At 62.0% G+C, this 24,540-nt stretch carries 23 protein-coding genes; 15 read left to right on the top strand and 8 right to left on the bottom strand.

Features of this window, described 5'->3' with window-relative positions; genetic code table 11:
- Nucleotides 1-251: 251 nt before the first annotated feature.
- The gene (locus ACEN83_RS26695; RefSeq protein WP_495578845.1) at nucleotides 252-1,298 is read left to right on the top strand and encodes a DUF6515 family protein; all 1,047 of its coding nucleotides are present in this window, start codon (nucleotides 252-254) and stop codon (nucleotides 1,296-1,298) included.
- Here the strand turns inward: ACEN83_RS26695 and ACEN83_RS26690 are convergent.
- Together ACEN83_RS26690 and pmcY are read right to left on the bottom strand one after the other, a co-directional pair.
- Nucleotides 1,292-2,188 (bottom strand): cation diffusion facilitator family transporter, encoded by an 897-nt coding sequence (locus ACEN83_RS26690; protein ID WP_495578844.1) that lies wholly within the window; start codon nucleotides 2,186-2,188, stop codon nucleotides 1,292-1,294. The genes ACEN83_RS26695 and ACEN83_RS26690 overlap by 7 nt on opposite strands.
- 41 nt (nucleotides 2,189-2,229) lie before the next feature.
- On the bottom strand, nucleotides 2,230-2,649 hold the full coding sequence (pmcY, locus tag ACEN83_RS26685) for a periplasmic Zn2+ metallochaperone PmcY (protein ID WP_007975830.1): 420 nt from the start codon (nucleotides 2,647-2,649) through the stop codon (nucleotides 2,230-2,232).
- A gap of 109 nt (nucleotides 2,650-2,758) precedes the next feature.
- Between pmcY and hrpB the strand changes: the two genes are divergently transcribed.
- Entirely contained in the window at nucleotides 2,759-5,275 is a 2,517-nt protein-coding gene (hrpB, locus tag ACEN83_RS26680; protein ID WP_495578843.1) for an ATP-dependent helicase HrpB, read from the top strand.
- Nucleotides 5,276-5,359: 84 nt separating this feature from the next.
- On the opposite strand, the gene ACEN83_RS26675 is transcribed toward hrpB, so the two are convergent.
- The gene (locus ACEN83_RS26675) at nucleotides 5,360-6,289 is read right to left on the bottom strand and encodes a LysR substrate-binding domain-containing protein (protein WP_116581859.1); all 930 of its coding nucleotides are present in this window, start codon (nucleotides 6,287-6,289) and stop codon (nucleotides 5,360-5,362) included.
- A 226-nt stretch (nucleotides 6,290-6,515) separates the two neighbouring features.
- Between ACEN83_RS26675 and ACEN83_RS26670 the strand changes: the two genes are divergently transcribed.
- The 5 genes from ACEN83_RS26670 (at nucleotide 6,516) to ACEN83_RS26650 (ending at nucleotide 12,377) form a co-directional block, all read left to right on the top strand.
- Nucleotides 6,516-8,006 (top strand): aldehyde dehydrogenase, encoded by a 1,491-nt coding sequence (locus ACEN83_RS26670; protein ID WP_495578842.1) that lies wholly within the window; start codon nucleotides 6,516-6,518, stop codon nucleotides 8,004-8,006.
- A gap of 21 nt (nucleotides 8,007-8,027) precedes the next feature.
- Nucleotides 8,028-9,398 (top strand): aspartate aminotransferase family protein, encoded by a 1,371-nt coding sequence (locus ACEN83_RS26665; protein WP_007975821.1) that lies wholly within the window; start codon nucleotides 8,028-8,030, stop codon nucleotides 9,396-9,398.
- 359 nt (nucleotides 9,399-9,757) lie between these two features.
- Nucleotides 9,758-10,744, top strand: a complete 987-nt coding sequence (locus ACEN83_RS26660; RefSeq protein WP_429518507.1) for an ABC transporter substrate-binding protein — start codon at nucleotides 9,758-9,760, stop codon at nucleotides 10,742-10,744.
- An 8-nt stretch (nucleotides 10,745-10,752) separates the two neighbouring features.
- Complete coding sequence (locus ACEN83_RS26655) at nucleotides 10,753-11,556, top strand: ABC transporter permease (RefSeq protein WP_007975817.1); 804 nt, start codon at nucleotides 10,753-10,755, stop codon at nucleotides 11,554-11,556.
- Nucleotides 11,544-12,377, top strand: a complete 834-nt coding sequence (locus tag ACEN83_RS26650) for an ABC transporter ATP-binding protein (protein ID WP_007975815.1) — start codon at nucleotides 11,544-11,546, stop codon at nucleotides 12,375-12,377. The genes ACEN83_RS26655 and ACEN83_RS26650 overlap by 13 nt, the downstream gene beginning before the upstream one ends.
- A 170-nt stretch (nucleotides 12,378-12,547) precedes the next feature.
- Here the strand turns inward: ACEN83_RS26650 and ACEN83_RS26645 are convergent, their stop codons facing one another.
- Nucleotides 12,548-13,627: an endonuclease/exonuclease/phosphatase family protein gene (locus ACEN83_RS26645; protein WP_495578841.1), complete on the bottom strand. Its 1,080-nt coding sequence runs from the start codon at nucleotides 13,625-13,627 to the stop codon at nucleotides 12,548-12,550.
- A 66-nt stretch (nucleotides 13,628-13,693) separates the two neighbouring features.
- A complete protein-coding gene (locus ACEN83_RS26640; RefSeq protein ID WP_007975811.1) occupies nucleotides 13,694-14,368 on the bottom strand; it encodes a YciC family protein in 675 nt (224 codons plus the stop codon).
- Nucleotides 14,369-14,546: 178 nt separating this feature from the next.
- On the opposite strand from ACEN83_RS26640, the gene ACEN83_RS26635 reads away from it, so the two are divergent.
- The 3 genes from ACEN83_RS26635 to ACEN83_RS26625 all read left to right on the top strand — a co-directional run bounded on the left by ACEN83_RS26635 (nucleotide 14,547) and on the right by ACEN83_RS26625 (nucleotide 16,554).
- On the top strand, nucleotides 14,547-15,323 hold the full coding sequence (locus tag ACEN83_RS26635; RefSeq protein ID WP_495578840.1) for a DUF2076 domain-containing protein: 777 nt from the start codon (nucleotides 14,547-14,549) through the stop codon (nucleotides 15,321-15,323).
- Between the two features lie 123 nt (nucleotides 15,324-15,446).
- Nucleotides 15,447-15,926 (top strand): NYN domain-containing protein, encoded by a 480-nt coding sequence (locus ACEN83_RS26630; protein ID WP_007975807.1) that lies wholly within the window; start codon nucleotides 15,447-15,449, stop codon nucleotides 15,924-15,926.
- A 22-nt stretch (nucleotides 15,927-15,948) separates the two neighbouring features.
- The gene (locus ACEN83_RS26625) at nucleotides 15,949-16,554 is read left to right on the top strand and encodes a 3'-5' exonuclease (protein WP_495578839.1); all 606 of its coding nucleotides are present in this window, start codon (nucleotides 15,949-15,951) and stop codon (nucleotides 16,552-16,554) included.
- A gap of 137 nt (nucleotides 16,555-16,691) precedes the next feature.
- On the opposite strand, the gene ACEN83_RS26620 is transcribed toward ACEN83_RS26625, so the two are convergent.
- Nucleotides 16,692-17,147 carry an Lrp/AsnC family transcriptional regulator gene (locus ACEN83_RS26620; RefSeq protein WP_007994028.1) on the bottom strand — a complete coding sequence of 152 codons (456 nt, stop codon included), beginning with the start codon at nucleotides 17,145-17,147 and terminating at the stop codon, nucleotides 16,692-16,694.
- A 164-nt stretch (nucleotides 17,148-17,311) separates the two neighbouring features.
- Here ACEN83_RS26620 and yedA point away from each other — a divergent pair, with 164 nt between their 5' ends.
- Nucleotides 17,312-18,241, top strand: a complete 930-nt coding sequence (gene yedA, locus ACEN83_RS26615) for a drug/metabolite exporter YedA (protein WP_495578838.1) — start codon at nucleotides 17,312-17,314, stop codon at nucleotides 18,239-18,241.
- Nucleotides 18,242-18,319: 78 nt separating this feature from the next.
- Nucleotides 18,320-19,660: an RNA helicase RhlE1 gene (gene rhlE1, locus ACEN83_RS26610; RefSeq protein ID WP_015096940.1), complete on the top strand. Its 1,341-nt coding sequence runs from the start codon at nucleotides 18,320-18,322 to the stop codon at nucleotides 19,658-19,660.
- Nucleotides 19,661-19,776: 116 nt separating this feature from the next.
- On the opposite strand, the gene ACEN83_RS26605 is transcribed toward rhlE1, so the two are convergent.
- Together ACEN83_RS26605 and ACEN83_RS26600 are read right to left on the bottom strand one after the other, a co-directional pair.
- Entirely contained in the window at nucleotides 19,777-21,018 is a 1,242-nt protein-coding gene (locus ACEN83_RS26605; protein ID WP_495578837.1) for a TIGR03862 family flavoprotein, read from the bottom strand.
- Nucleotides 21,019-21,298: 280 nt separating this feature from the next.
- Nucleotides 21,299-22,219 carry a histone deacetylase family protein gene (locus ACEN83_RS26600; RefSeq protein ID WP_495578836.1) on the bottom strand — a complete coding sequence of 307 codons (921 nt, stop codon included), beginning with the start codon at nucleotides 22,217-22,219 and terminating at the stop codon, nucleotides 21,299-21,301.
- Between the two features lie 79 nt (nucleotides 22,220-22,298).
- On the opposite strand from ACEN83_RS26600, the gene ACEN83_RS26595 reads away from it, so the two are divergent.
- The 3 genes from ACEN83_RS26595 (at nucleotide 22,299) to ACEN83_RS26585 (ending at nucleotide 24,433) form a co-directional block, all read left to right on the top strand.
- Nucleotides 22,299-22,868: a GNAT family N-acetyltransferase gene (locus tag ACEN83_RS26595; protein ID WP_495578835.1), complete on the top strand. Its 570-nt coding sequence runs from the start codon at nucleotides 22,299-22,301 to the stop codon at nucleotides 22,866-22,868.
- 105 nt (nucleotides 22,869-22,973) lie between these two features.
- Complete coding sequence (gene tesB / locus ACEN83_RS26590; protein ID WP_007975794.1) at nucleotides 22,974-23,843, top strand: acyl-CoA thioesterase II; 870 nt, start codon at nucleotides 22,974-22,976, stop codon at nucleotides 23,841-23,843.
- Nucleotides 23,840-24,433, top strand: coding sequence for an HAD family hydrolase (locus ACEN83_RS26585; protein WP_495578834.1), 594 nt, complete (start codon nucleotides 23,840-23,842; stop codon nucleotides 24,431-24,433). Before tesB ends, ACEN83_RS26585 begins: the two co-directional genes overlap by 4 nt.
- Nucleotides 24,434-24,540: the final 107 nt, after the last annotated feature.

Here is a 24,540-nt window from a genome sequence, read left to right as displayed (position 1 = left end):
ACCCCCACCGGGGATGTGCCGGCCCCCGAGCTACACACTGTCCAGAAGACGGCGTGAGGTGAGCCGGCGCCACAAGCGTTGAGCCAGGACGAAGTTCTCCAAGGGGAGGCCGACGGGTCTCCCCTTTTTCTTGCGTGGAATTTGACCCTTCTGGCCTCAATAAATAAGTTGCGTGACTGATAACCTGTCGCAGAACCGGCCACTGCTTTCCCAGTCTTACGTACAGGCCCTAATCCGCAATGAGGATAAGCATGAAATCGCGCATCTGGCGTTTGGCCGGTGTTGGTTTGTTGTGTTTCAGTGTCACTGCGCAATCGCTGGCCGATGAGCAGCAAAACCGTGGCCATGATGGCGGGCAGCATGGTCAGGGTGGTAACCAGGGGGGTGGTCAGGGCCATGGCAACAACCAGCCACGCCCGCAGAACGGCCCGCCACAGAACCCGCCGCGTGCGCAGAGCAACGACAGCCGCCAGTACGAGCACAACGGCCAGAATCAACATCAGAACAATAGCCAGAGGCAGCCCCCTCCAGCGCCGGATTTCAACAGCCCGGTTCGCTCACCGCCGCCACCACCGCAGGCACCGGCCACTGACATGCCGATTCAGCCGCGCCCCGACACCGTGCGCCAGACCCAGCCGCCGCGGCGCGGTGACTATCAGGATCAACCGCATCGCAACGATTACAATCAGCGCTGGAAGGGCTATATCGGTGCGCCGACCAATGACAATCACTGGGACGGACGCCCGAGCGGACACGGTAACGGCTGGGGCCCAGGTCCCAGGTATCGCCCCGGCCAGGTGATCGACCGCTTCCCCGAACGTAACTTCCGCGTGCCTTACCGTGGCATGGATTACTACTATTCCGGTGGCTACTGGTATCGCCCGCTGGGTCCGCGTTATGAGGTGGTAGAGCCACCACGCGGGATTCGCGTCAGCTACCTTCCAGATTATGCCGAGCAGGTGTGGATCGGCGGGGCGCTGCTGTTCCTCGCGGCCGGTTCGTATTACGCCTATGAGGAGAGCACCCGGGATTATGTCGTGGTCGAGCCGCCGGTTGGCCAGCCGCAGTCGCCACCCCCGGCCGCCAGCAATGGATATGACGTGGAGGCGTACCCGGCCAACGGCCAGTCGCCGGAGCAGGTCAGTCGCGATGGTTACGAGTGTTATCAATACGCGGTGCAGCAGAGTGGTTTCGATCCACGCACTGCCACCTACCAGCCAGACCCGTCGGTGGTGCAAGCCTACCGACAGGCCCAGGGCAGTTGCCTGAGCAGTCGTGGTTATCAGGTGAACTACTGAGCCCGAGCGGTTTTCACCACTTCCTGCGGGTCTGCGTGCACCAGCACTTCAGCTCTCGGGTAGGCGGTGTGAATGGCGGCGGCCGCCTGATCGCTGATGCCGTGGGCGACTGACAGCGTCAGTTCCCCCGGCAGCTCCAGATGCAACTGTACAAACCACTGGTTGCCGGAGATTCGCGTGCGCAGGTCATGGGCACCCAGCACGCCGGGCACGCTGCACGCCAATTCCAGCATGTGCTGGCTGACCTCCGGCGGCAGTTCTTCATCCATCAATACCGCAAAGCTCTCCCGGGCGATCTGCACTGCGCTCCACAGAATGTAGGCGGCGATTCCCAGACCGAACCAGGGGTCGACCTGATGCAGGCCAAACCCGGCCAACACCAGCGCGATCAGAATGCTGCCGTTGAGCAGCAGGTCCGAGCGATAGTGCAGGGAGTCGGCGCGCACCGCGTTGGAGCCGGTGGCCTTGACCACCCGATGTTGAAACATCAACAACGCCAGGGTCAGTACGAGGGACAACACAATCACACCGATACTGATCCACGGCGCGCCGACCGGTTCGGGATGTTTGAGCCGATCATAGGCCTGCAGCGCAATCAGTATTGCACTGCCGCCAATGAACAACGCCTGGGCCATGCCCGCCAATGATTCGGCCTTGCCGTGCCCGTAGCGATGATCATTGTCGGCTGGGCGCAGGGCGTAATGCACCGCCAGCAGGTTGAGCAATGACGTGACGCCGTCGAGTGTCGAGTCGGTGAGCCCGGCGAGCATGCTCACCGAGCCGCTCAGCCACCAGGCGATGGCTTTGGCGACAATCAATGTGCACGCCACCGCCACCGAGGCACGGGTCGCCAGCCGCAGCAGGCGGGCGTGTTCGGAGCTGGAGGTCATAGTGGCCATCGTTCCTTGAAGAGTCCTTTCGCGTGTAGGGGTTACGCAGCCGGTTGCAGGCCGAACATCGCCAGTTGCTGGGCGCTGCCTTTGCTCTGGATCAGGCGTGGATCGTCCAGCGGGAAGCTGCGGCCCAGCTCGCTTTCCAGAATAGTCTGCAACTTGCGGTTATCGACCTGGCCGTCGGGGCCGATGGCGTCCTTGAGTTTTTGCGGATCGACCTGGGCGGTCTTGCCCGGTTCGAAATAAATCGCGCCGGTGGCGAAGTCCACGGCAAACGCGATCAGGCCGGGGATGATGTAGAACAGCAGGCCCACGGCATCGAGCGCGGCGATGGCCGGGTCGATTTTGCCTTCGATCTGGCCACGGCGATCGGGGTAGAAAATCGACCCGCAGGCGGTCACTTGGGTCAGCAAGGTTGCGACCAGAACACCGCCAATCAGGCGAAAGGGAGCACGCATATGAAATCTCCTGGGTAATCTCGAAACGAAACGTCGTCGGTATGAATTAGGACCGTGATTAACGCCACGCAGTTCGCCGTTATACTCGCCGCTCTGTTTGGGAGCCAGCATGATTTCTTTGCCAATCGATGAAGTTTTACCCGCCCTGCGTGAAGCCCTCGCTACACGCCACGAAGCCGTGCTCGAAGCACCGCCCGGCGCCGGTAAAACCACCCGCGTACCTTTGGCCCTGCTCAACGAGCCGTGGCTCGCCGGGCAGACCATCCTGATGCTCGAACCCCGCCGCTTGGCCGCACGCGCAGCTGCGGAGCGGCTGGCCAGTGAGCTGGGGGAAAAGGTCGGTGAAACCGTGGGCTATCGCATTCGCCTCGACAGCAAGGTCGGCCCCAATACCCGCATCGAAGTGGTCACCGAAGGCATCCTTACCCGGCGTCTGCAGGATGACCCGGCGCTGGAAGGTGTGGGCCTGCTGATCTTCGACGAATTTCACGAGCGCAGCCTCGACGCTGAACTGGCCTTGGCCCTGAGCCTAAATGGCCGCGAACTGTTCCGTGACGATCAGCCGCTGAAAATCCTCTTGATGTCCGCCACGCTTGAAGGCGAACGTTTGGCCGGGTTACTCGACGACGCACCGATCCTGCGCAGCGAAGGGCGCATGTACCCGGTGACGATGCGCTGGGGCCGGCCGTTCCAGGCCGGTGAATTCATCGAGCCGCGCCTGGTGCAGACCCTCCTCGAAGCCTTGAACGACGAGACCGGCAGCGTGCTGGTGTTCCTGCCGGGGCAAGCAGAGATCCGCCGCGTGCATCAGCAATTGGCCGATGCCTTGGGTGACAACCCACAGGTTCTGTTGTGTCCGTTGCACGGTGAACTGGACCTGACAGCACAACGGGCGGCGATCGATCCGGCGCCGCCGGGCAAGCGCAAAGTGGTGCTGGCCACCAACATCGCCGAAACCAGTTTGACCATCGACGGCGTGCGCGTGGTGATCGATGCCGGGCTGGCGCGAGTACCGCGTTTCGACCCGGGCAGCGGCATGACCCGTCTCGACACCCAGCGCATTTCCAAGGCCAGTGCGACCCAGCGCGCGGGCCGGGCCGGGCGTCTGGAGCCCGGTGTTTGTTATCGCCTGTGGTCCCAGGACCAGCACGAGCAACTGGCGGCTTATGGCAGTGCGGAAATCCTTTCGGCGGACCTTGCCGGGCTGGCCCTGCAATTGGGGCGCTGGGGCGTTACGCCCGGGCAACTGGTGTGGCTTGACGTGCCACCGGCCGCCGCTTATGCACAGGCTCAGGATCTGCTCGAACGCCTGGGCGCACTGGACGGTGAAGCACTGACCCGTCACGGCCAGGCCATGGCCGAACTGCCGGCCCATCCGCGTATCGCGCATTTGCTGTTGCGCGGACAGGCGCTGGGGCTGGCGGAAATGGCTTGCGACGTCGCCGCACTGCTCGGTGAACGCGATATCCTGCGTGGCGCCGGGGCGGACTTGCACAGCCGACTGGTATTGCTGTCTGGCGAAGAACGCGCGGCACGTGGCGCGCAGGGGGGCGTGCAACGCGCACGGCAACTGGCGCGGCAATACCGTGGCTACTTGCGCGGCAAAGCCTCGGAGCCGGTCAGCGATCCTGATCATCCGCGCTGGCTCGGTGCGTTGCTGGCGCTGGCCTATCCCGACCGCGTCGCCCAACAACGGCGCGCCGGTGGCGCGGAATATCGCTTGGCCAACGGACGTGCGGCGCTGTTCGCCGAGGCCGACAGCCTGATGAAGCAACCGTGGCTGGTGATCGCCGATCTGGGCAGTCGCCAGGGGCAACGCGAAGAGCGGATTTATCTGGCGACGGATTTCGATCCGGCGCTGTTCGATTCAGTGCTGGCCGAGCAGGTGCGTTGCGTCGATCAACTGGATTGGGATGAACGCGAAGGTGTGCTGCGGGCCGAGCGTCAGCGCAAGGTTGGCGAATTGATCCTCAGCCGTGAACCGCTCACCGGTCTCGACGAAAGCGCCCGCAGCCAGGCGCTGGTGAATCTGGTGCGGCGCAAAGGCCTGGAGCTGTTGCCATGGACCCCGGAGCTGCGTCAGTGGCAGGCACGAGTGGCGTTGTTGCGGCAACTGGACCTCGCCGGCAAAGGCGAGAGCGAATGGCCGGACGTCAGCGATGCAGCGTTGCTCAAAGGTCTGGAACACTGGCTGATGCCATATCTGGGCAAGGTTTCGCGGCTCAGTCACTTCGCCAATCTGGACCTGTTGAGCATCGTCCACAACCTGCTGCCGTGGCCGCTGCCGCAGCGGCTGGACGAGTTGGCGCCGCATCATTTGAGCGTGCCGTCGGGCTCGTCGATTCGCCTGGACTACAGCGAGCAGCCGCCGATTCTGGCGGTGCGTCTGCAGGAGTTGTTCGGCCTGGCCGAAACCCCGCGCATTGCCGGCGGGCGGCAAGTGGTCAAGCTGCACCTGCTGTCCCCGGCTCGGCGGCCGGTGCAGGTGACGCAGGACCTGGCGAACTTCTGGCGCAGCACCTACGCCGAAGTGAAGAAGGATTTGAAGGGACGTTATCCGAAGCATTACTGGCCAGATGATCCGCTGGTGGCCGAAGCGACTGCGCGGATCAAGCCGAGGAAATAATCGCATCGCGATTACGTAGGAGCTGCCGCAGGCTGCGATCTTTTGCTCTTGAAAAAATCAAAAGATCGCAGCCTGCGGCAGCTCCTACAGAGGGCGGTGTGATTGTTCGGATTTCGCAGTCAGTTGTTCGCGGCAATAGTCGGCGAACAACTGCGCCGGTTTGGTCAGTTGCCCGCGCTTGAGCCAGGCCGCCACCAGCCCGGAGCCGGTGACGTCTTCGGCGATGTCCACGCACACCACTTTCTGCCCGTCGTAGGTGCACTCCGAATGTGGTTTGGTCACCAGGATCGAGAAACCAAAGCCTTGTCCGACCATGCCGCGCACCATCTCGATCGATGGCGAGCTGAAGGCAATGCGCGGGGTCAGGTCCAGCTCTTCGAACAGGCTGACGAAATAGGTCCGGCTCGGCTGCACGTCCAAAAGAATCATCGGCTCCAGGCACAGGTCCCGCAGCGAGACTTGTGCCTGCTGGGCAAAACGGTGATCGGCCGGCAGCAGCGCGTAAGGCCGTTGCGCCGGCATCAAGGGTTCGGTTGCGATGGTGCCGTCGAGATCGTGCTCATAGAGGATCGCCAGATCGAAGGCGCCGGAGGTCAGGCCCTGCACCAGTTCTTGCTGCTCGCCGTCGCGGATGCGGATTTCCACCCCCGGGTACAACGCCGAAAACCCGGCAATCAATTGCGGCAGGTACAGCGGTGCGACGGTTTCGAAGCAGCCGATATCGATCTGCCCGGACACCACATCGTTGTCGGCCAGGGCGTTCTGCTCGAACTCCTTGGCCATGCGCAGCAGTTCCTGGGCCTTGCGGTAGAAGCGTGCACCGCTGGGCGTCAATGACACGCCCTGGGCGTGATGGCGAATCAGCAGTTGCACACCGAAGCTGTCTTCCAGCCCTTTGATGGCCGTGGAGATCGACGGCTGGGCGATGTACAGCTTGCGCGAGGCCTCGGCGACGCTGCCGCACTCGACGGTGGTGATGAAGTATTTCAGTTGACGCAGATTGTAGGCAGCCACAGCAAACCTCGGGGGAGAACGAATCAGGCATCCAGGCAATTTGCGCGCCACCCCTATCCGCTCGGGTAGCGATTTGTTGTGGTTGAACAATAACCACATGCTGCGCCAGAAGGGAGATTGGCTACGTAGTTTTTTCTTGGCCTGCGAAGACATTTTTACTGGTTTTCCACCGCTCGGGCCTGAGCGACTATCCAATACACAAGAATGTCCTCTGGAGCATCCGAACGTGTTCGAGCTTGAGTATTGGCAACGCAAAGCCGCTTCCCTGCGGTTTCCCGACCGGGCCGTGATCGATGGCCAGCGCCGAGCTGCGCAATCGGGGCAGACTTTCGCCGCGATCAACCCCGCCACCGGGCAATGCCTGGCCAATGTCGCGGCCTGTGGCGAGGACGATGTGAACGCGGCGGTACGCAATGCGCGGCAAGTGTTTGAAGCCGGCACCTGGTCGGCACGTTCGCCGACCGAACGTAAACAAGTGCTGCTGCGTCTGGCCGACCTGATCATCGAAAACCGTGAAGAACTGGCGCTGCTCGATTCGCTGAACATGGGCAAGCCCGTCACGGACGCCTACAACATCGATGTGCCGGGTGCCGCCGGGGTGTTCCGCTGGTACGCCGAGAGCCTCGACAAACTCTACGATCAGGTCGCACCGAGTGCGCAGAACGTGCTGGCGACCATCACCCGCGAAGCCCTCGGCGTGGTCGCTGCCGTGGTGCCGTGGAATTTTCCGCTGGACATGGCCGCGTGGAAACTCGCCCCGGCCCTGGCCGCGGGTAACTCGGTGATTCTCAAGCCGGCCGAGCAGTCGCCGTTTTCGGCCTTGCGTCTGGCGGAGCTGGCGCTTGAGGCTGGTGTGCCTGCGGGTGTGTTGAACGTACTGCCGGGCCTGGGCGAGCAAACCGGCAAGGCCCTCGGCCTGCACCCGGACGTCGATTGCCTGGTGTTCACCGGCTCCACTGAGGTCGGCAAATATTTCATGCAGTACTCAGCCCAGTCGAACCTGAAACAGGTGTGGCTGGAGTGCGGCGGCAAGAGCGCGAACCTGGTGTTCGCCGATTGTCAGGACCTGGATCTGGCTGCCGAAAAAGCCGCGTTCGGCATCTTTTTCAATCAGGGTGAAGTCTGCTCGGCCAATTCGCGATTGCTGGTACAGCGCTCGATACATGACGCGTTCGTCGAACGCCTCAAGGCCCAGGCTGAACGCTGGTTGCCGGGCGATCCGCTGGACCCGTCGAGCGCCGCCGGTGCCATTGTCGACAGCCGTCAGACCGCGCACATCATGAAGTTCATCCAACAGGCCGAGCAGCAAGGTGCGACCAAGGTTTGTGGTGGTCGGCAGTCGATCTTCAATGGCTCCGACAACTTCATCCAGCCGACGATCTTTACCGGCGTGACGCCGGACATGCCGCTGTTTCGCGACGAAGTATTCGGCCCGGTTCTGGCTGTCACGGCGTTCGACGACGAAGCCCATGCATTGCAATTGGCCAACGACAGCGTCTACGGTCTGGCGGCTTCGCTGTGGACCGACGATCTTAACCGCGCCCACCGCGTGGCGCGACAATTGCGAGCGGGCACGGTGTCGGTCAACAGCGTCGATGCACTGGACGTGACCGTACCTTTTGGCGGCGGCAAGCAGTCCGGTTTCGGCCGCGACCTGTCCCTGCATTCATTCGATAAATACACCCAGTTGAAGACCACCTGGTTTCAATTGCGCTGATAACAAAACGGAGAACAGGCGATGACCACACCACGTGAAACCCGCGACTACCAGGCCGCCGACGCTGCGCACCACATCCATGCGTTCGTCGATCAGAAAGCCCTCAATGACGAGGGACCACGGGTGATGGTCCGTGGCGAGCGCCTGCACCTGTGGGACAACGATGGCCGCCGTTACCTCGACGGCATGTCCGGGCTGTGGTGCACCAACCTCGGTTACGGGCGCAAGGACCTGGCGGCTGCGGCGAGCCAGCAACTGGAGCAGCTGCCGTACTACAACATGTTTTTCCACACCACCCACCCGCAGGTGATCGAGCTGTCCGAGCTGCTGTTCAGCCTGCTGCCGGGTCACTACAGCCACGCGATCTACACCAACTCCGGCTCCGAGGCTAACGAGGTGTTGATCCGTACGGTGCGGCGTTACTGGCAGGTGCTCGGCAAACCCGAGAAGAAGATCATGATCGGCCGCTGGAATGGCTACCACGGTTCGACCCTGGCCGCGACGGCGCTGGGTGGCATGAAATTCATGCACGAAATGGGCGGCATGATTCCGGACATCGAGCACATCGACGAGCCGTACTTCTTCGCTCACGAAGGCAACCTGACGCCGGCCGAATTCGGTCTGCGCGCGGCCCAGCAACTGGAAGCGAAGATTCTCGAACTGGGTGCGGACAAGGTCGCAGGCTTCATCGCCGAACCCTTCCAGGGCGCTGGCGGGATGATCTTTCCGCCGGAAAGCTACTGGCCGGAAATCCAGCGCATCTGCCGCAAGTACGATGTGCTGCTGTGCGCCGATGAAGTGATCGGCGGCTTTGGTCGTACCGGCGAATGGTTCGCCCACGAGTACTTCGGTTTCGAGCCGGACACCCTGTCCATCGCCAAGGGCCTGACCTCGGGCTACATCCCCATGGGCGGCTTGATCCTGTCGAAGAAAATGGCCTCGGTGCTGGTGGAGCAGGGCGGCGTGTTTGCCCACGGCCTGACCTATTCCGGGCACCCGGTGGCGGCGGCGGTGGCGATTGCCAACCTCAAGGCCCTGCGCGATGAAGGCGTGGTGACGCGGGTCAAGGACGACATCGGCCCGTACCTGCAACAGTGCCTGCGCGAAGTGTTCGGCAAGCACCCGTTGGTGGGCGATATCCAGGGCACCGGCATGGTCGCGGCGCTGCAACTGGCCGAAGACAAATCCACGCGCAAGCGCTTCGCCAATGAGAACGACATCGCCTGGCGCTGCCGGACGATTGGCTTTGAAGAAGGGGTGATCATTCGTTCGACATTGGGCCGGATGATCATGGCGCCGGCGTTGATTGCCAGCCGTGAAGAGATTGACGAGTTGATTGCCAAGACCTTGAAGGCGGTAGATCGAACCGCGCAGGAATACGGCCGGCTCTGACATTCTCGCAAGGGCAATAAGCATAAAAGATCGCAGCCTTCGGCAGCTCCTACAGGGGATCGCATTCCAATGTAGGAGCTGCCGAAGGCTGCGATCTTTTTGCTGTTCTCAAGCTTTGCACCGACCTCGGGCATCCCCGCCCACAGCGCCCTTTCGCGGTGCGCGTTAACGAGTTTTTTCATCGTTCGCATCCACATATTTCCTCATTTTCCTAATCCCGCCCTTGGGCCAACATCGATCTCGCCAGCCCGCCGAATGCTGCCCGCCGAAGGGTCCCTCAGAGACCACAGGTTGCAGCCGATTCAGGGCTCGCCGTACTGCCCATGACAAAACTAAATCAACAGCTTTGGGAGTGCTCCATGATCAAGTCCTTGCTTACCCGCGTTGTCCATCCACTGGCGGTCACCGCCATCGCCGCGACGGTCGCCACCAGCGCCCAGGCCGGCACCCTGTCCATCGGCCATACCACCTGGGTCGGCTACGGCACCCTGTATCTGGCCCAGGACCTGGGCTACTTCAAGGAAAACGGTTTGACCGTCGAATTGCCGGTGGTCGAAGAAGCGGCGATGTACATGGCCGCACAAGCGTCCGGCGAGTTGTCCGGCTCGGCGTCGACCATCGACGAGGTGCTCAAGTACCGTCCGCAATTCTGTTTCAAGGCCGTGGCCGCACTGGACGACAGCCATGGTGGCGACGGCGTGCTGGTGGGCAAGGACGTCAAGAGCCTGCAGGAGCTCAAAGGCAAGGCCGTGGCGGTCAACGAAGGGTCGACCTCGCAGTTCTGGTTGTCGTATCTGCTGAAAAAGAACGGCATGAAAATGAGCGACATCACCGTGCAGAACATGACGGCCGACGATGCCGCCACCGCGTTCATCGCCGGTCGCGTACCCGCCGCCGTGACCTGGGAACCGCACCTGTCGATGGTGCGCGACAAGCAGCAGGGCAAGGTGCTGATCGACAGCAGCAGTACACCGGGGGTGATCGTCGACGTGGTGGCGCTGAACTGCACCGTCATCGAGAAACAGCCGGAGGACGTCAAGGCGCTGGTGGCCGGTTTGTACAAAGCCGTGCAGTACACCAAGGATCATCCGCAGGAAGCCTACAAGATCATGGCCAAGGGTGTCGGCGGGTATCTGGCCGATCCGAAGGAGCTCGAAGCGGCCGCCCAGGGCGTGCGTTTCTACGATCAGGCCATGAGCGAAAAACTGTTGGGCGCTCCGGGCAAGCCGGGTGACAGCGCACCACTGATCAAACTGGCCAACGAGACCGCCAGCGAGCTGCAAGGCAAGCCCTACAACGTCAGCAATGACGACCTGATCGACAACCGTTTCGTCACCCCGCTCTAGGAGGCTGCATGTTCAAGCGCAATTCGTGGCTGAGCCGCTGCATCACGCCCAAGACCGGGTTGCCGGTCTCGGTGATCTGGAGCGCGAGCGGCCTGGCCTGGGTGCTGTTGGTCGGCCTGTGGGCCGGGTTGTCCTACGGCGGTGTGGTGCCGGGCATGTTCCTGCCGACGCCGGGCGCGGTGGTCGAGGCCGCTGTGCGCCTCGGTCGCGACGGCACCCTCGGCCAGCACGTGTGGGCCAGTGTCGAAGTGGTGATGGTCGGTTTCATCGTGTCGTCCCTGGTGGCTGTGCCGCTGGGACTGTTGATGGGCAGTTTCCGTATCGTCCAGGCGTTCCTGGAACCGATGGTCAACTTCATTCGCTACCTGCCGGTGACTTCGTTCGTACCGCTGTTCATCCTGTGGATCGGCATCGGCCTGGAGCAGCGGGTCTCGGTGATCATTTTCGGGGTGTTCTTCCAGCAACTGGTGATGATCGCGGACGTGTCCAAAGGCATCTCCAAGGACCTGATCAACGCCTCCTACACCCTCGGCTCGAACCGTCGTGACGCGGTGCTGCATGTGATCGCCCCGGCTTCGCTGCCAGGCGTGCTCGACACCCTGCGGGTGACCATGGGCTGGGCCTGGACTTACCTGGTGGTGGCTGAACTGGTCGCCGCCTCCAGTGGCCTGGGCTACCTGAGCCTCAAGGCCATGCGCGGCTTCCAGGTGGATGTGATTTTCCTCGCCATCGCGATCATCGGCCTGCTGGGCCTGGTCACCGATCAACTGTTCCGTTTCCTACGTCTGAGGATTACCGCATGGGCTCAGTAACCGCCGCCACTCATCGTTTTGTCGCCCCTCAGGCTGCCCCGGTGAACGCGCCTCGGCTGCAGGTGGACAAGGTCAGCCTGCGTTACAAGAAGCCGGATGGCGGGACCTTTACCGCGTTGGAAGAAGTGTCGTTCGAGGTGCCGGACCAGCAATTTGCCGTACTGGTGGGACCCTCGGGTTGCGGTAAATCGAGCCTGCTGTACCTCACCGCCGGCCTGGCGGAACCGACGTCGGGGGAGATCTACGTCGGCGGCCAACAGGTGGAAGGCCCCGGCGCGGATCGCGGCATGGTGTTCCAGAGCTACACGCTGTTCCCGTGGCTGACCGTGCGGCAGAACGTCGAGTTCGGCCTCAAGCGGCGTGGCATGCCGGCGGCGCAGCGCAAGGATATTGTCGACTACTACGTCAATGAAGTGGGCCTGAGCGGCTTTGCCGACAACTACGCCAAGCAGTTGTCCGGCGGGATGATGCAGCGCGTCGCCATCGCCCGCGCCTTGGCCAACGACCCGCAGATCCTGCTGATGGACGAACCCTTCGGCGCCCTCGACAGCCAGACGCGTCTGCAAATGCAGCAGTTGTTGCTGCGGGTGTGGGGCAACAGCAAGAAGACCGTGTTGTTCGTGACCCACGACATCGACGAGGCGATTCTGCTCGGCGACCGGGTCTACGTCATGGGGGCCAGGCCGGGGCGGATCAAGCAGATCCTCGATGTGCCGATCGAACGTCCGCGCAACCTGGACATGGTCATGGAGCGCTCCTTCATCGAGATGAAGCGCGAGATCTTCGGGCTGCTGCATGATGATCTGGAGGAGGTGCACTAAGTCAGGTTTGCACAGACCCTGTGGGAGCGGGCTTTTGTGGCGAGGGGGCTTGCCCCCGTTCGGCTGCGCAGCAGTCGTAAATACTGTGTTCGAAAATCTTGGGGTCGCTACGCGACCCAACGGGGGCAAGCCCCCTCGCCACACAAGCCCAGCGCCTACAGATTTATGTATCAGGGCGCAACCGGCAACAGGAACCGCGCAATCACCGGCAAGTGATCGGAGATACGCAACGTATCGTCCTGCCGCACCATGGCCTCCACCCGTTTGATCCGCGGACTGTAGAACAGGTAGTCGACGGTCCGGTCCGGGCCGTTCAGCCCGGGGTCGTTCGGGTAGTGGGTCAGCCAGCGCTCGCGGTCGATCCCGCTGGCTTCGTTGTTGGTCGGGATCATCGGGTACTTGTCCCACAGCAGGTGCAATGGGCTGTCGGCGGAGTAGGGTGCGCGTTGCGCATCGGACAGGCGTCGATACTGACCCAGGGGCAACAGGTTGAAATCCCCACCGATCAACCACGGCGGGCCACGGCTTTCGAGTTTATCGAGGGTCCTGGCCACGGCGTTCACCTGGTTTTGCAAGGTGTTGTCGACTTGGGTCGCACGCTCCAGGTGGGTATTGAGCACCGCCATCTGCCCACCGTCACTCAACGGCAAGTAACTCACCAGCAAGGCGTTTCTGGGTTTGAACTGGCGGCTGAGCGGATTGCCCGAGACAACGGGCAGTTGCAGGCGCTGGGCATGTTCGATCCGGTAACGGCTCAGGGTTGCCAGTTGCCGGCCGACGCTGCCGAAGATATGCGGGTCTGGTACGAAGTCGGCCTTCCAGTCGAAAGCGCTGACGTTGCAGGGGTACAAATCGGCGAGCCGTTCCTGCAGCAGTTTGAGCTGGTGCTGGTAATCGCTGGCCTTGGCGCCGTCGTCCAGCTCCTGCAACAGCACGATGTCCGGTTGTTCGTCGCGAATCACCCGCGCCACTTCGTCGAGGCTGAAGGCCATGTCTTCCGCTGTGGGGCGTTCGTCGGTACCGGCGGCCAGGTCATTCCAGAACACGTAACGCTTGCCGGCCAGGAACTGGACGTTCCAGGTCATCACTTTCAGTGCCTGCCCGGGAACCAGGGTGGGTGCCTGGGGACTGCAACTGACGGGCAACTCTTCTTTGGCGTCGGGGCGCCAGGTCAGGCTGTAGATCATCACCGCAATCAGGCCGATCACGATCAGCAGGCCCAGCAGGGTGTGGCGCAGTAGACGGGTCATGGCTCGGCTTATTGGCGTTGCAAAATTGTTCCCGAGCATACCCGAGAGCGATGGGCGCGCCTAACGTCAGAGCGAGTTGTCATTGCTCTCAGGCAACGGGTTGATCAGCATGAACAAACGGAACAGCACCACGCTGGTAAACAGCTGCAGGAAACTGTGGGCGCTGTCGATCAGCAACGAGATCACCGGGTTCTGCGGTTCAGGGTACACCGCCAGTGTCGCCCCCTTGAGCAGCCACAGCGGGCCCATCACACACAGAATGCACAGCAGGATGCGCAGGAAGTGACCTTGGGTCATGCGCAGGCTTTCCTTCATGGCCGCCAGCGGCGCCATGCCGCGCAACACCAGCAGATATTCGCCAAACGCCAGGGTCACCATCAGATAGATACCCGGCAGGAAATACAGCGACAGGCCCAGCAGAATCAGTACGGTATTAAGCGCCGTCAGCAGGGCGAAACGCGGCCACAGGCTCGCCGCCATCGCCAGCAGGTCGCGGTTGCGCGGCGATTCGCCCCGGCTGCGGGCGTCGAGAAACAGAATCAGCGCGGCGGTGTACAGCGGGTACACCAGCAAGCCGACAATTACGCTGATGCCGGGGAAACTGTCCGGCTCCGTGGAGTGGTCGACCACTTGTTGCAGCAGCGCCTCAAAAATGACCAGCGGCAGGCACAGCTGCACGATCTGGCCCAGATTGCGCTTGAAGAAATACAGGGAGTCACGCAGCACATCTAACGGATTCATCGGTTGGTATCGCAGGTTGAAAGCAGTGGTCCACTTTAACCGATCAAGTGCCGGGAGACGCAAACGTAAACGTTCAGTAAAGGTCATTGAAACAGTTTGTTTCAGCCTCCATTAAGGTCGGGCACCTTATCCTCATTGGATAAAGGCAACGATTTTCCCGGCAATCTACGAGGTCGCCATGAACAACGAAGAACAAACCCTGATCGATGGACTGTTTTCCCGGCTGCAACAGGCCGAAACGGACTCAGCCCCGCGCGACGCCCAGGCCGAGGCGCGGATCAAGGAACACCTGACGCGCCAGCCTGCGGCAGGATATTTCATGACCCAGGCGATTCTGGTGCAAGAGGCAGCGATCAAGAGCCTCGATGAGCAGAACCAGCAACTGACCCGGCAAGTCCAGCAATTGCAGGCCGAACTGCAACAGGCCAAGGCCCAGGCGACCCCGGCTGCAGCGTCGAGCAGCGGTGGCTTTTTGTCGAGTATCTTTGGCGGTGCTTCCCGTGATCCACAACCGGCACCGACCCAGAGCTCGGCGCCATCGAGCGGTGGCTGGCGTGAACCGGGACGCTCGTCGTTCGGTTCGCAAGCGCCACAGCAGAACTTCGGTGCTGCGCAACAGGCATTTCCACAACAGGGCTATGCCCCGCAGCAGCAAGCACCGGCAGCGGCCGGCAGCAGTTTCCTCGGTGGTGCGCTGAAAACCGCCGCTGGCGTGGCGGGTGGCGTGATGCTGGCACAAGGCATCAGCAGCCTGTTCCATCACAATCAACAACCGGAAGTCGTCGAAGTCATCAAGGAAGAGCCGGCCCAGGTCAACGATCAGGGCAACAATGGCTGGGGCGATGACCAGCGCATGGCCGGCAATGATTCCTGGAGCAATGATCAGGGCGGCTTCAGCGACGCTGACTACAGCGATGACTCGTTGTTCGGCGGCGACGACGATTCCTTCGTCTGACACCCAGTGGTGAGGGAGCAAGCTCCCTCGCCACATAGCCGATTATTCGCGGAACCATCCACTGGGCTGGCATACTGGGCGACCTTTCGGGCCTGGTGCCTGATTCAGCCTTGAGGAAAGCCGGTGAAAAAAATCGCAGTGTTCGCCGATGTCCAGAACCTCTACTACACCGTGCGTCAGGCTTATGGTTGCCACTTCAACTATGCCGCGCTGTGGGCTGACATCAGCCAGCAGGGCGAGATCGTCGAAGCCTATGCCTACGCCATCGACCGTGGCGACAGCAAACAGCAGCAGTTCCAGCAGATCCTGCGTAACCTCGGTTTCACCGTGAAACTCAAGCCGTTCATCCAGCGCAGCGATGGTTCGGCCAAGGGTGACTGGGACGTGGGCATCACGCTCGACATCATGGATGCCGCCGACCATGTCGATGAAATTGTCCTGGCCTCTGGCGATGGCGACTTCGACATGCTGCTCGAACGCATCATCAGCAAGCATGGCGTGCAAGCCGTGGCCTATGGCGTGCCGGGCTTGACGGCCAATTCGCTGATCCGCGCCGCCAGCCGCTACGTGCCGATCGAAGGCGCGTTGTTGCTCAAGAATTGATTTTTACGGAGTTGAACCAGGTTTGGAACGCATCGCAGTCATCGACTTTGAAACCACCGGGATCTCCCCGAGCAGCAGCTGCCGGGCCACGGAAATTGCCGTGGTGATCCTTGAACAGGGGCGCATCGTCGAGCGTTACCAAAGCCTGATGAACGCCGGCGTGCGCGTCCCGGCTTTCATCGAGCAGCTCACCGGTATCAGCAACGCCATGCTGCGCACCGCACCGTCGGCGGAGCAGGTGATGAACGAAGTGAATGAGTTCGTCGGCACCACACCCTTGCTCGCGCATAACGCGGCGTTCGACCAGAAATTCTGGGACTTCGAACTCGGGCGAATCAAGCGCACCCGCTTGCAGAACTTTGCCTGTTCGCTGCTGTTGGCCCGCCGCCTGATGCCCGCCGCGCCGAACCACAAACTCGGCACCCTCACCACGTTTGCCAACCTGCCGCACACCGGCAAGGCCCACCGGGCCATGGCCGATGCCGAGATGGCGGCCAACCTGACGGCGCACCTGGAGGAAGAGTTGCTCCAGAAGCATGGCCTGCGCGAGCTGTCCCATGAATTGTTGTGCAAGTTGCAGAAGGTCCCGGCGGCGAAGGTGGGTGAGCATCTCAAGCGCTATCGCTGATCCCGAATTCACCACAAACCCCCTGTAGGAGCGAGCCTGCTCGCGATGGTCGCCAACGATAACGCGGGAAACCTGACACCCCGCACTGTTCTCGGGTTCATCGCGAGCAGGCTCGCTCCTACAGGTTCCGCGTTCGATCAAAGCTTGCCATTACCCTCGATATGCCCCAACGGCACTCGCTTCTCTATCGCACTGGACAACACGATCGACGTCTTGCTGAACCCGAACGTGGCGATCCGGTTGATCAGTTCTTCCAGCTCCGGCATCGAGCCCACCGCGGCTTGCATGATCACGCACGGATCGCCAGTCACCCGATGGCATTCGGTCAATTGCGGGATTTTGATCAGGTCGTCGTAGGCCTTCTGGTTGCCGTGCTGGTTCAGGCGCAGTTCGATCACGCACTGGATCGGCAGGCCGAGCTTGGCCATGTCGACCTTCGCTTGATAGCCGGTGATCACGCCGCTGGCTTCGAGCTTGGCCACGCGCTCGGCCACCGCCGGGGCGGACAGGTTGACCTTGCGCGCCAGGTCGGCGTAGGACGCGCGACCGTTTTCCAGCAGGGCGCTGAGCAGCATGCGGTCGTATTTGTCCATGGTGCGACTCCTGAAAGTGGTCGACTTTCGAAAACATGGTTTATAGCGCTGAACTCCGTGTTTTGAAAAGTGTACTGGCGCTTTAAACAGGTTTTGTAACTTATTTTCCGTCACCAGCCTTTCTAGAATAGCCGTTCACTTGTCCTTGCCTGTGAGCTGCCCCCATGTCCGGCCTTCGTCGCTTTCCCTTACCTTTGATCGCTGCCTTTTTCGCCTTGTACGTGATTTGGGGCTCGACTTACCTGGTGATCCGTATCGGCGTGGAGTATTGGCCACCGCTGCTGCTCGCCGGCATCCGCTTCGTCATTGCCGGGACCTTGATGTACGCCTTCCTGCGCTGGCGCGGGGCGCCGGCACCGACCTGGGCACAGTGGAAAGCCGCCGGGGTCATCGGGATTTTGCTGCTGGCGTGTGGCAACGGCGCGGTCAGTGTGGCCGAGCACACGGGCGTGGCCTCCGGGGTGGCGGCTTTGGCGGTGGCGACGGTGCCGCTGTTTACCTTGCTGTGCGGATATTTCTGGGGCGCACGTAATACCCGTCTCGAATGGGCCGGGATTGTGCTCGGGCTGATCGGCATTGCCATGCTCAACCTGGGCTCGAACCTGCAATCGAGCCCGTTGGGCGCGGCGTTGCTGATCTTTGCGGCGGCGACCTGGGCGTTTGGCTCTGTTTGGAGCAAACACCTGCCGTTGCCTCAGGGCGCGATGGCCAGCGCTGTGGAAATGCTGGTGGGTGGCGTAGTGCTGCTGATCGCCAGTGCGGTCAGCGGTGAACACCTGGAAAAGGTGCCGCCCATCGAAGGTTGGGCAGCCCTGGCGTACTTGACCGTGTTCGGCTCGATCATCGCCTTCAACGCCTACATGTACCTGTTGAAACACGTGCGTCCGGCGGCGGCTACCAGTTATGCCTACGTCAATCCTGCGGTGGCGGTGTTGCTGGGGATCGTGTTTGTTGGCGAGACCATCGGCATCGAAGAAGCACTGGCGATGGCTGTGATCATCAGCGCCGTGGTGCTGATCGGATTGCCGCAGTGGCGTCGGACGCCGGTTAAGCCTGTGGTGACGGTGGTACCGACAGAATCCCGAGTGAATTAGGGTAAACTGCGCGGCATTGCATCTTGTTTTGCACACTTGTTTTGAACAACCCGCGCTGAATTTTCCTACGGTATTCCCATGACTTTCGCCACCCTTGGCCTGATCGAACCCTTGCTGCGCTCCCTCGAGACGCTCGGCTACCAGACTCCGACGCCGGTTCAGGCGCAAGCCATTCCGGCGGTGCTGGCCGGTCGCGACCTGATGGCCGCCGCCCAGACCGGCACCGGCAAGACGGCCGGTTTCGCCCTGCCGCTGTTGCAACTGCTGGCCATGGAAGGGCCGAAAGTCACCGCCAACTCGGTCCGCGCGTTGATCCTGGTACCGACCCGCGAGCTGGCCGAGCAGGTTCACGAGGCCGTGCGCCAGTACGCCGAAAACCTGCCGTTGCGCACTTACGCGGTGTACGGCGGCGTCAGCATCAACCCGCAAATGATGAAGCTGCGCAGCGGTGTCGACCTGCTGGTGGCAACCCCGGGCCGCTTGCTCGACCTGTTCCGCCAGAACGCGCTGAAGTTCAACCAGCTGCAAACCCTGGTGCTGGACGAAGCCGACCGCATGCTCGACCTGGGTTTTTCCGAGGAGCTGGCGAACATTTACCGCGCGCTGCCGAAGAAGCGTCAGACGCTGCTGTTCTCCGCGACCTTCTCCGATGACATCCGCCTGCTGGCCGGGCAGATGCTCAATGACCCGCTGAGCATCGAAGTCAGCCCGCGCAACGTGGCGGCCAATACGGTCAAGCAATGGATCGTGACGGTGGACAAGAAGCGCAAGCCGGAACTGTTCGTGCACCTGATGCGCAAGGGCAAGTGGAAGCAGGTGCTGGTGTTCGCCAAGACCCGCAACGGCGTGGATGCGCTGGTGGAAAAACTCCAGGGCCTGGGCATCAACGCCGACGGCATCCACGGCGACAAACCCCAGGCGACCCGCCAACGCGCGCTCGACCGCTTCAAGGCGAGTGAAGTGCAGATCCTGGTCGCCACCGACGTGGCCGCCCGTGGCCTGGACATCGAAGACTTGCCGCTGGTGGTCAACTTCGACCTGCCAATCGTGGCCGAAGACTACATCCACCGCATCGGTCGTACCGGCCGCGCAGGCTCGACCGGCGAGGCGATTTCCCTGGTGTGCGCCGATGAAGTGAATCTGCTGTCGGCGATCGAGATGCTGACCCGCCAGACACTGAAGCGGCAGAACGAGCCGGACTTTGAGCCGGAGCACCGCGTACCGGACACCGATGCCAGTGGCCAGGTCGTCAAGAAGCCGAAGAAACCGAAGAAGCCCAAGGCTTCCGGCGGTGGCGGTGGTAAGCGCAATCTTGGCAAGTGGGTGGATAGCGGAGAGGTGGCACCGGCGGAGCCTTCGATCAAGCCAGTGCGCAAGGTGCCGGTGTTCAATACCGGGCCGCGTAAGCGCAAGCCTTAAGATACGCAGCGTTAATTAAGCCGCCTTCGCGAGCAAGCCCGCTCCCACAGGGGATTTGTGTATGACACAGATCCCCTGTGGGAGCGGGCTTGCTCGCGAAGGGCGCGCCTCGGTCTTCAGCCCTTGCGCCGCAACCACTCCACCATCCCCAACCCCGCCGCTCGCCCACTGGCAAAACACGCGGTCAGCAGATAACCGCCCGTCGGCGCTTCCCAGTCAAGCATTTCCCCGGCGCAAAACACGCCCGGCATTTGCTTGAGCATCAAGCGCTCATCCATCGCCTCGAACAACACACCGCCCGCGCTGCTGATGGCCTCGTCCAACGGACGGGTTTTCACCAGTGTCAGTGGCAATGCCTTGATCGCCTTGGCCAGCAAGGCCATATCGGCAAAGCAATCGGCGCTGGCCAGTTCACGCAACAGCGCCGCTTTTACCCCATCGATGCCCAACTGACTGTGCAGATGCTTGGCCATCGAGCGTGAACCTCGTGGTTTGCTCAACGCCGCCAGAACTTTATCCACAGGCCGGCCCGGCAGCAGGTCCAGATGAATCGTTGCCGAACCTTGCTGGTTGATTGCCTCGCGGATCGGTGCCGACAGGGCGTAGATCAAACTGCCCTCGATCCCGGTGGCAGTGATCACACATTCGCCGAGCCGGGGCACATCATCATTGAGACCGATGGCGATATTTTTCAGCGGCGCGCCGGCGAATTTGCTGACCATCAATTCGCTCCAGGCCTGCACCTCGAAGCCGCAATTGCTCGGTTGCAACGGCGCCAGTCCTACGCCGTGCTGCTCCAGTGGCAGCATCCATGCACCGTCCGAGCCCAGGCGCGACCAACTGCCGCCACCGAGGGCGAGCAGGGTGGTATCGGCCTGAACGGTTTTTTCGCCGTCCGGGCTGTCGATGCGCAAACCGCCATGCTCGTCCCAGCCGAGCCAGCGGTGGCGGGTGTGGATAACTACGCCGCTGTCGCGCAGGCGCTTGAGCCAGGCGCGCAGAAGCGGAGCGGCTTTCATGTCGGTGGGGAACACCCGGCCGGAGCTGCCGATAAAGGTTTCGATGCCCAGGTTGTGAATCCACTGGCACAGCGCTTCGGCGCCGAAGCTGCGCAACAGTGGGGCGATGTGCGGGGCGCGTTCGGCGTAACGCGAGAGAAACGCCGGGTAGGCTTCGGAGTGAGTGATGTTCATGCCGCCGACGCCGGCCAGGAGGAATTTTCGTCCAACCGAAGGCATGCCGTCGTACAGGTCGACCTTGATCCCGGCCTGGCTCAGCACTTCAGCGGCCATCAAACCGGCAGGACCGCCGCCGATGATGGCGACGTGAGGGAGGAGGGCTGGTGAAGGTTGAGTCATGGGATGCACTGCGGTCTGGCGGGATAAGCCGGGCATTCTACCAGCCAGAATCCCTGTGGGAGCGGGCTTGCTCGCGAAAGCGGAGTGTCAGTCGAAATCCATGAATCTGATGCACCGCCTTCGCGGGCAAGCCCGCTCCCACAGGGTTCGGTGGTGTTTGCCAGTGCTGGTTAAAAAACAACCACCGCTCTGTAGCCTTTACACCGTGTGGGCTGCAGGCCCTTTCACTCAGGTTATCCACAGGCAGCTCCACAGGCATTGTGGGTAAAGCATCCACAACTCAGTGACAGCCTGATGACTGCCAGACGCGCTGCGCGCTGTGATGGAGGATGCCGTGGCGGCGGGCCAGGGCCTGGCGGTCCTTGCTGTAGCCGCCGCCGATCACCCCGACCACAGGGATGTCGCGGCCCAGGCAATGGCGCATCACGCTTTCATCGCGGGCGGCGACGCCTTCGTCTGTCAGCTTCAGATAACCCAGGGCGTCGTCCTTGTGCACATCGACCCCGGCGTCATACAGCACCAGGTCCGGTTGGTAGAGCGGCAGCAGGTAGTTGAGCGCATCGTCCACCACCTTCAGGTAGTCGGCATCGCCCATGCCGTTGGGCAGCGGAATGTCCCAGTCACTTTCGGCTTTGCGTGCAGGAAAGTTCTTTTCGCAGTGCAGGGAAACAGTTACCGCTTCTGGAGTGTGGTGCAGGATTCGTGCGGTCCCGTCGCCTTGATGCACATCGCAATCGAAGATCAGCACCCGGTTCACCCGACCACTTTCCAGCAGGTAGTGGCTGATCACCGCCAGGTCATTGAAGATGCAGAACCCGGCCGGGTAATCGTAGTGCGCATGATGGGTGCCGCCCGCCAGGTGACAGGCCAGGCCATGCTCCAGCGCCTGCTCGGCGGCGAGCAGCGAGCCGCCGACTGCGCGCACTGTGCGCCGGGCCAGAGCTTCGCTCCAGGGCAGACCAAGGCGGCGCTGGTCTTCGCGGGACAATTCGCCACTCATATAGCGTTGGATATACGAAGGGTCATGGGCGAGGGCGAGAATGTCTGCCGGACACAGATCCGGGCGCAGCAAGTCGACGTCACGGGTCAGGCCGCTGTCCACCAGGTGATCGCGCAGCAGGCGAAACTTGTCCATGGGGAAGCGGTGATCCGCCGGAAACTCGGGACTGTAGTCTTCGTGATAAATCAGCGGCAGTGGCATGGTCATTTCATGTAGGAATGAGAGAAGGATCCTACCAGCGTTGTAGACTGGCGACATTGAAATGGAGGGGCGGGGCACGATGGAGCCAATACTGGAGATTGAAAGCGCTCGGCTGCTGTTGCGCCAGTGGCGCGATGAAGATCTGGCGGACTTTGCGGCGATGTGTGCCGATCCGCAGGTGATGCGCTATTTTCCAGGCACCCTGAGCCGACTGGAAAGCGCATCATTGATCGGGCGAATCCGTGGTCATTTCGCCGAGCATGGTTATGGACTCTGGGCCCTGCAGCGAAAGGACTCTGGCCAGTTCATCGGGTTTACCGGGCTCAATGTGGTCGGATTCGACGCGCCATTCACCCCCGCTACGGAAATCGGCTGGCGCCTGGCCCGCGAGCACTGGGGCCTCGGTTACGCCAGTGAAGCGGCGTGGACCGCTCTGCGCTGCGGGTTCGACCGCCTGCCGCTGAAAGAGGTGGTGGCCTTCACGACGCAAACCAACTTGCCGTCGGAGAAAGTCATGCAGGCCATCGGCATGCACCATGACCCGGCGGATGACTTCGATCATCCGCGACTCGAGGCCGATCATCCGTTGCGTCGGCATGTTCTGTATCGCATCAGCCGCGAACAATGGCTGCAAACCTTGCATGGATAAGCTGGCACGGACGTTTACAATGGCCCCATGCTGGCCCGGGCCGGAAACTGAATCGACCGCTGCAGCCAAGACTGCGCGGCAATGTTTTGCGTGAGGAGAGTCTGAATGAGCCAAGTGTTGGAAGATCTGGTCGACTTGCTGACCCTGGAACCGATCGAAGAAAACCTGTTCCGCGGCCGTAGCCAGGACCTGGGTTTTCGTCAGCTGTTCGGTGGCCAGGTACTCGGCCAGTCGCTGTCGGCGGCGAGTCAGACGGTAGAAGAGGCGCGCCATGTGCATTCGATGCACGGCTATTTCCTGCGTCCGGGTGATGCCGGGTTGCCGGTGGTGTATCAGGTTGACCGGGTGCGTGACGGCGGCAGTTTCAGCACGCGCCGGGTGACGGCGATCCAGAAGGGCCACCCGATCTTCACGTGCAGTGCGTCATTCCAGTACGACGAGGAAGGCTTTGAGCACCAGAGCAAAATGCCGGTTGTGGTTGGCCCGGAAAACCTGCCCTCGGAGCTGGAACTGACCCAGCAGCGCGCGCACTTGATTCCCGAGAAAATGCGCGAAAAGCTGTTGTGCCCCAAGCCGATCGAATTCCGCCCGGTGACTGAAAAAGATCCCTACAACCCGCTGCCGTCCGATCCGGTCAAGTACGTCTGGTTCCGCGCCGACGGGGCCTTGGCCGATTCGCCGGCGCTGCATAAATACCTGCTGGCCTATGCATCGGATTTCGGTCTGCTGGTCACTTCGATGCAGCCCCACGGCAAATCGGTCTGGCACAAGGACATGCAAGTCGCCAGCCTCGATCACGCACTGTGGTTCCACCAGAATCTGCGTGCCGATGACTGGCTGCTCTACGCGATGGACAGCCCGTGGGCCGGTAACTCGCGCGGATTCTCCCGAGGCAGCGTGTTCAATCGCGCCGGGCAACTGGTGGCCTCGGTCACCCAGGAAGGCTTGATCCGTCACCGCAAGGATTGGGCGTGAGCCTGGCCGACGTGCGTCACTGGGTGTTCGACATGGACGGCACCCTGACCGTGGCCGTGCACGACTTTGCGGCGATTCGCGTAGCCTTGGCGATTCCTGCCGAAGCCGACATCCTGACCCACCTCGCCGCACTGCCGGCCGATGAAGCCGCAGCCAAGCATGCGTGGCTGCTGGAGCACGAACGGGACCTGGCCCTCGGTTCGAAACCGGCGCCCGGCGCGGTGGAGTTGGTGCGTGAGCTGGCCGGGCGCGGGTATCGCCTGGGCATTCTCACGCGCAATGCCCGGGAGCTGGCGCATGTCACGCTGGAGGCCATTGGCCTGGCCGACTGCTTTGCGGTCGAGGACGTGCTGGGGCGTGATGAAGCACCGCCGAAGCCGCATCCGGGCGGGCTGCTGAAACTGGCCGAAGCGTGGAAGGTGCCGGCAAGCGAGATGGTGATGGTCGGTGATTACCGCTTTGATCTGGATTGCGGACGGGCGGCGGGGGCGCGCACGGTGCTGGTGAACCTGCCGGATAACCCGTGGCCGGAATTGACCGATTGGCATGCGGCGGATTGTGTCGAGTTGCGGCAGATGCTGTCGGCTTGAGGAAATGGTTGGCTGATCTGACGCCTTCGTCGGAACGCCGCCCGGAGCAAGCCCGCTCCCACAAGGGATTAGTGAACGACACAGATCCAGTGTGGGAGCGGGCTTGC

The organism is Pseudomonas sp. Pseusp49, assembly GCF_059491875.1.
This window is presented reverse-complemented; position numbering and strand designations above follow the sequence as displayed.

Bases quoted from the DNA above. Each gene is read 5' to 3' on its own strand.
- rhlE1 (WP_015096940.1), top strand. From the start codon at position 18,320: ATGACTTTCGCCACCCTTGGCCTGATCGAACCCTTGCTGCGCTCCCTC.
- ACEN83_RS26645 (WP_495578841.1), bottom strand. From the start codon at position 13,627: ATGACCCGTCTACTGCGCCACACCCTGCTGGGCCTGCTGATCGTGATC.
- ACEN83_RS26665 (WP_007975821.1), top strand. From the start codon at position 8,028: ATGACCACACCACGTGAAACCCGCGACTACCAGGCCGCCGACGCTGCG.
- ACEN83_RS26655 (WP_007975817.1), top strand. From the start codon at position 10,753: ATGTTCAAGCGCAATTCGTGGCTGAGCCGCTGCATCACGCCCAAGACC.
- ACEN83_RS26650 (WP_007975815.1), top strand. From the start codon at position 11,544: ATGGGCTCAGTAACCGCCGCCACTCATCGTTTTGTCGCCCCTCAGGCT.
- ACEN83_RS26660 (WP_429518507.1), top strand. From the start codon at position 9,758: ATGATCAAGTCCTTGCTTACCCGCGTTGTCCATCCACTGGCGGTCACC.
- yedA (WP_495578838.1), top strand. From the start codon at position 17,312: ATGTCCGGCCTTCGTCGCTTTCCCTTACCTTTGATCGCTGCCTTTTTC.
- ACEN83_RS26600 (WP_495578836.1), bottom strand. From the start codon at position 22,219: ATGCCACTGCCGCTGATTTATCACGAAGACTACAGTCCCGAGTTTCCG.
- ACEN83_RS26605 (WP_495578837.1), bottom strand. From the start codon at position 21,018: ATGACTCAACCTTCACCAGCCCTCCTCCCTCACGTCGCCATCATCGGC.
- hrpB (WP_495578843.1), top strand. From the start codon at position 2,759: ATGATTTCTTTGCCAATCGATGAAGTTTTACCCGCCCTGCGTGAAGCC.
- pmcY (WP_007975830.1), bottom strand. From the start codon at position 2,649: ATGCGTGCTCCCTTTCGCCTGATTGGCGGTGTTCTGGTCGCAACCTTG.
- ACEN83_RS26640 (WP_007975811.1), bottom strand. From the start codon at position 14,368: ATGAATCCGTTAGATGTGCTGCGTGACTCCCTGTATTTCTTCAAGCGC.
- ACEN83_RS26690 (WP_495578844.1), bottom strand. From the start codon at position 2,188: ATGACCTCCAGCTCCGAACACGCCCGCCTGCTGCGGCTGGCGACCCGT.
- tesB (WP_007975794.1), top strand. From the start codon at position 22,974: ATGAGCCAAGTGTTGGAAGATCTGGTCGACTTGCTGACCCTGGAACCG.
- ACEN83_RS26635 (WP_495578840.1), top strand. From the start codon at position 14,547: ATGAACAACGAAGAACAAACCCTGATCGATGGACTGTTTTCCCGGCTG.
- ACEN83_RS26595 (WP_495578835.1), top strand. From the start codon at position 22,299: ATGGAGCCAATACTGGAGATTGAAAGCGCTCGGCTGCTGTTGCGCCAG.
- ACEN83_RS26695 (WP_495578845.1), top strand. From the start codon at position 252: ATGAAATCGCGCATCTGGCGTTTGGCCGGTGTTGGTTTGTTGTGTTTC.
- ACEN83_RS26620 (WP_007994028.1), bottom strand. From the start codon at position 17,147: ATGGACAAATACGACCGCATGCTGCTCAGCGCCCTGCTGGAAAACGGT.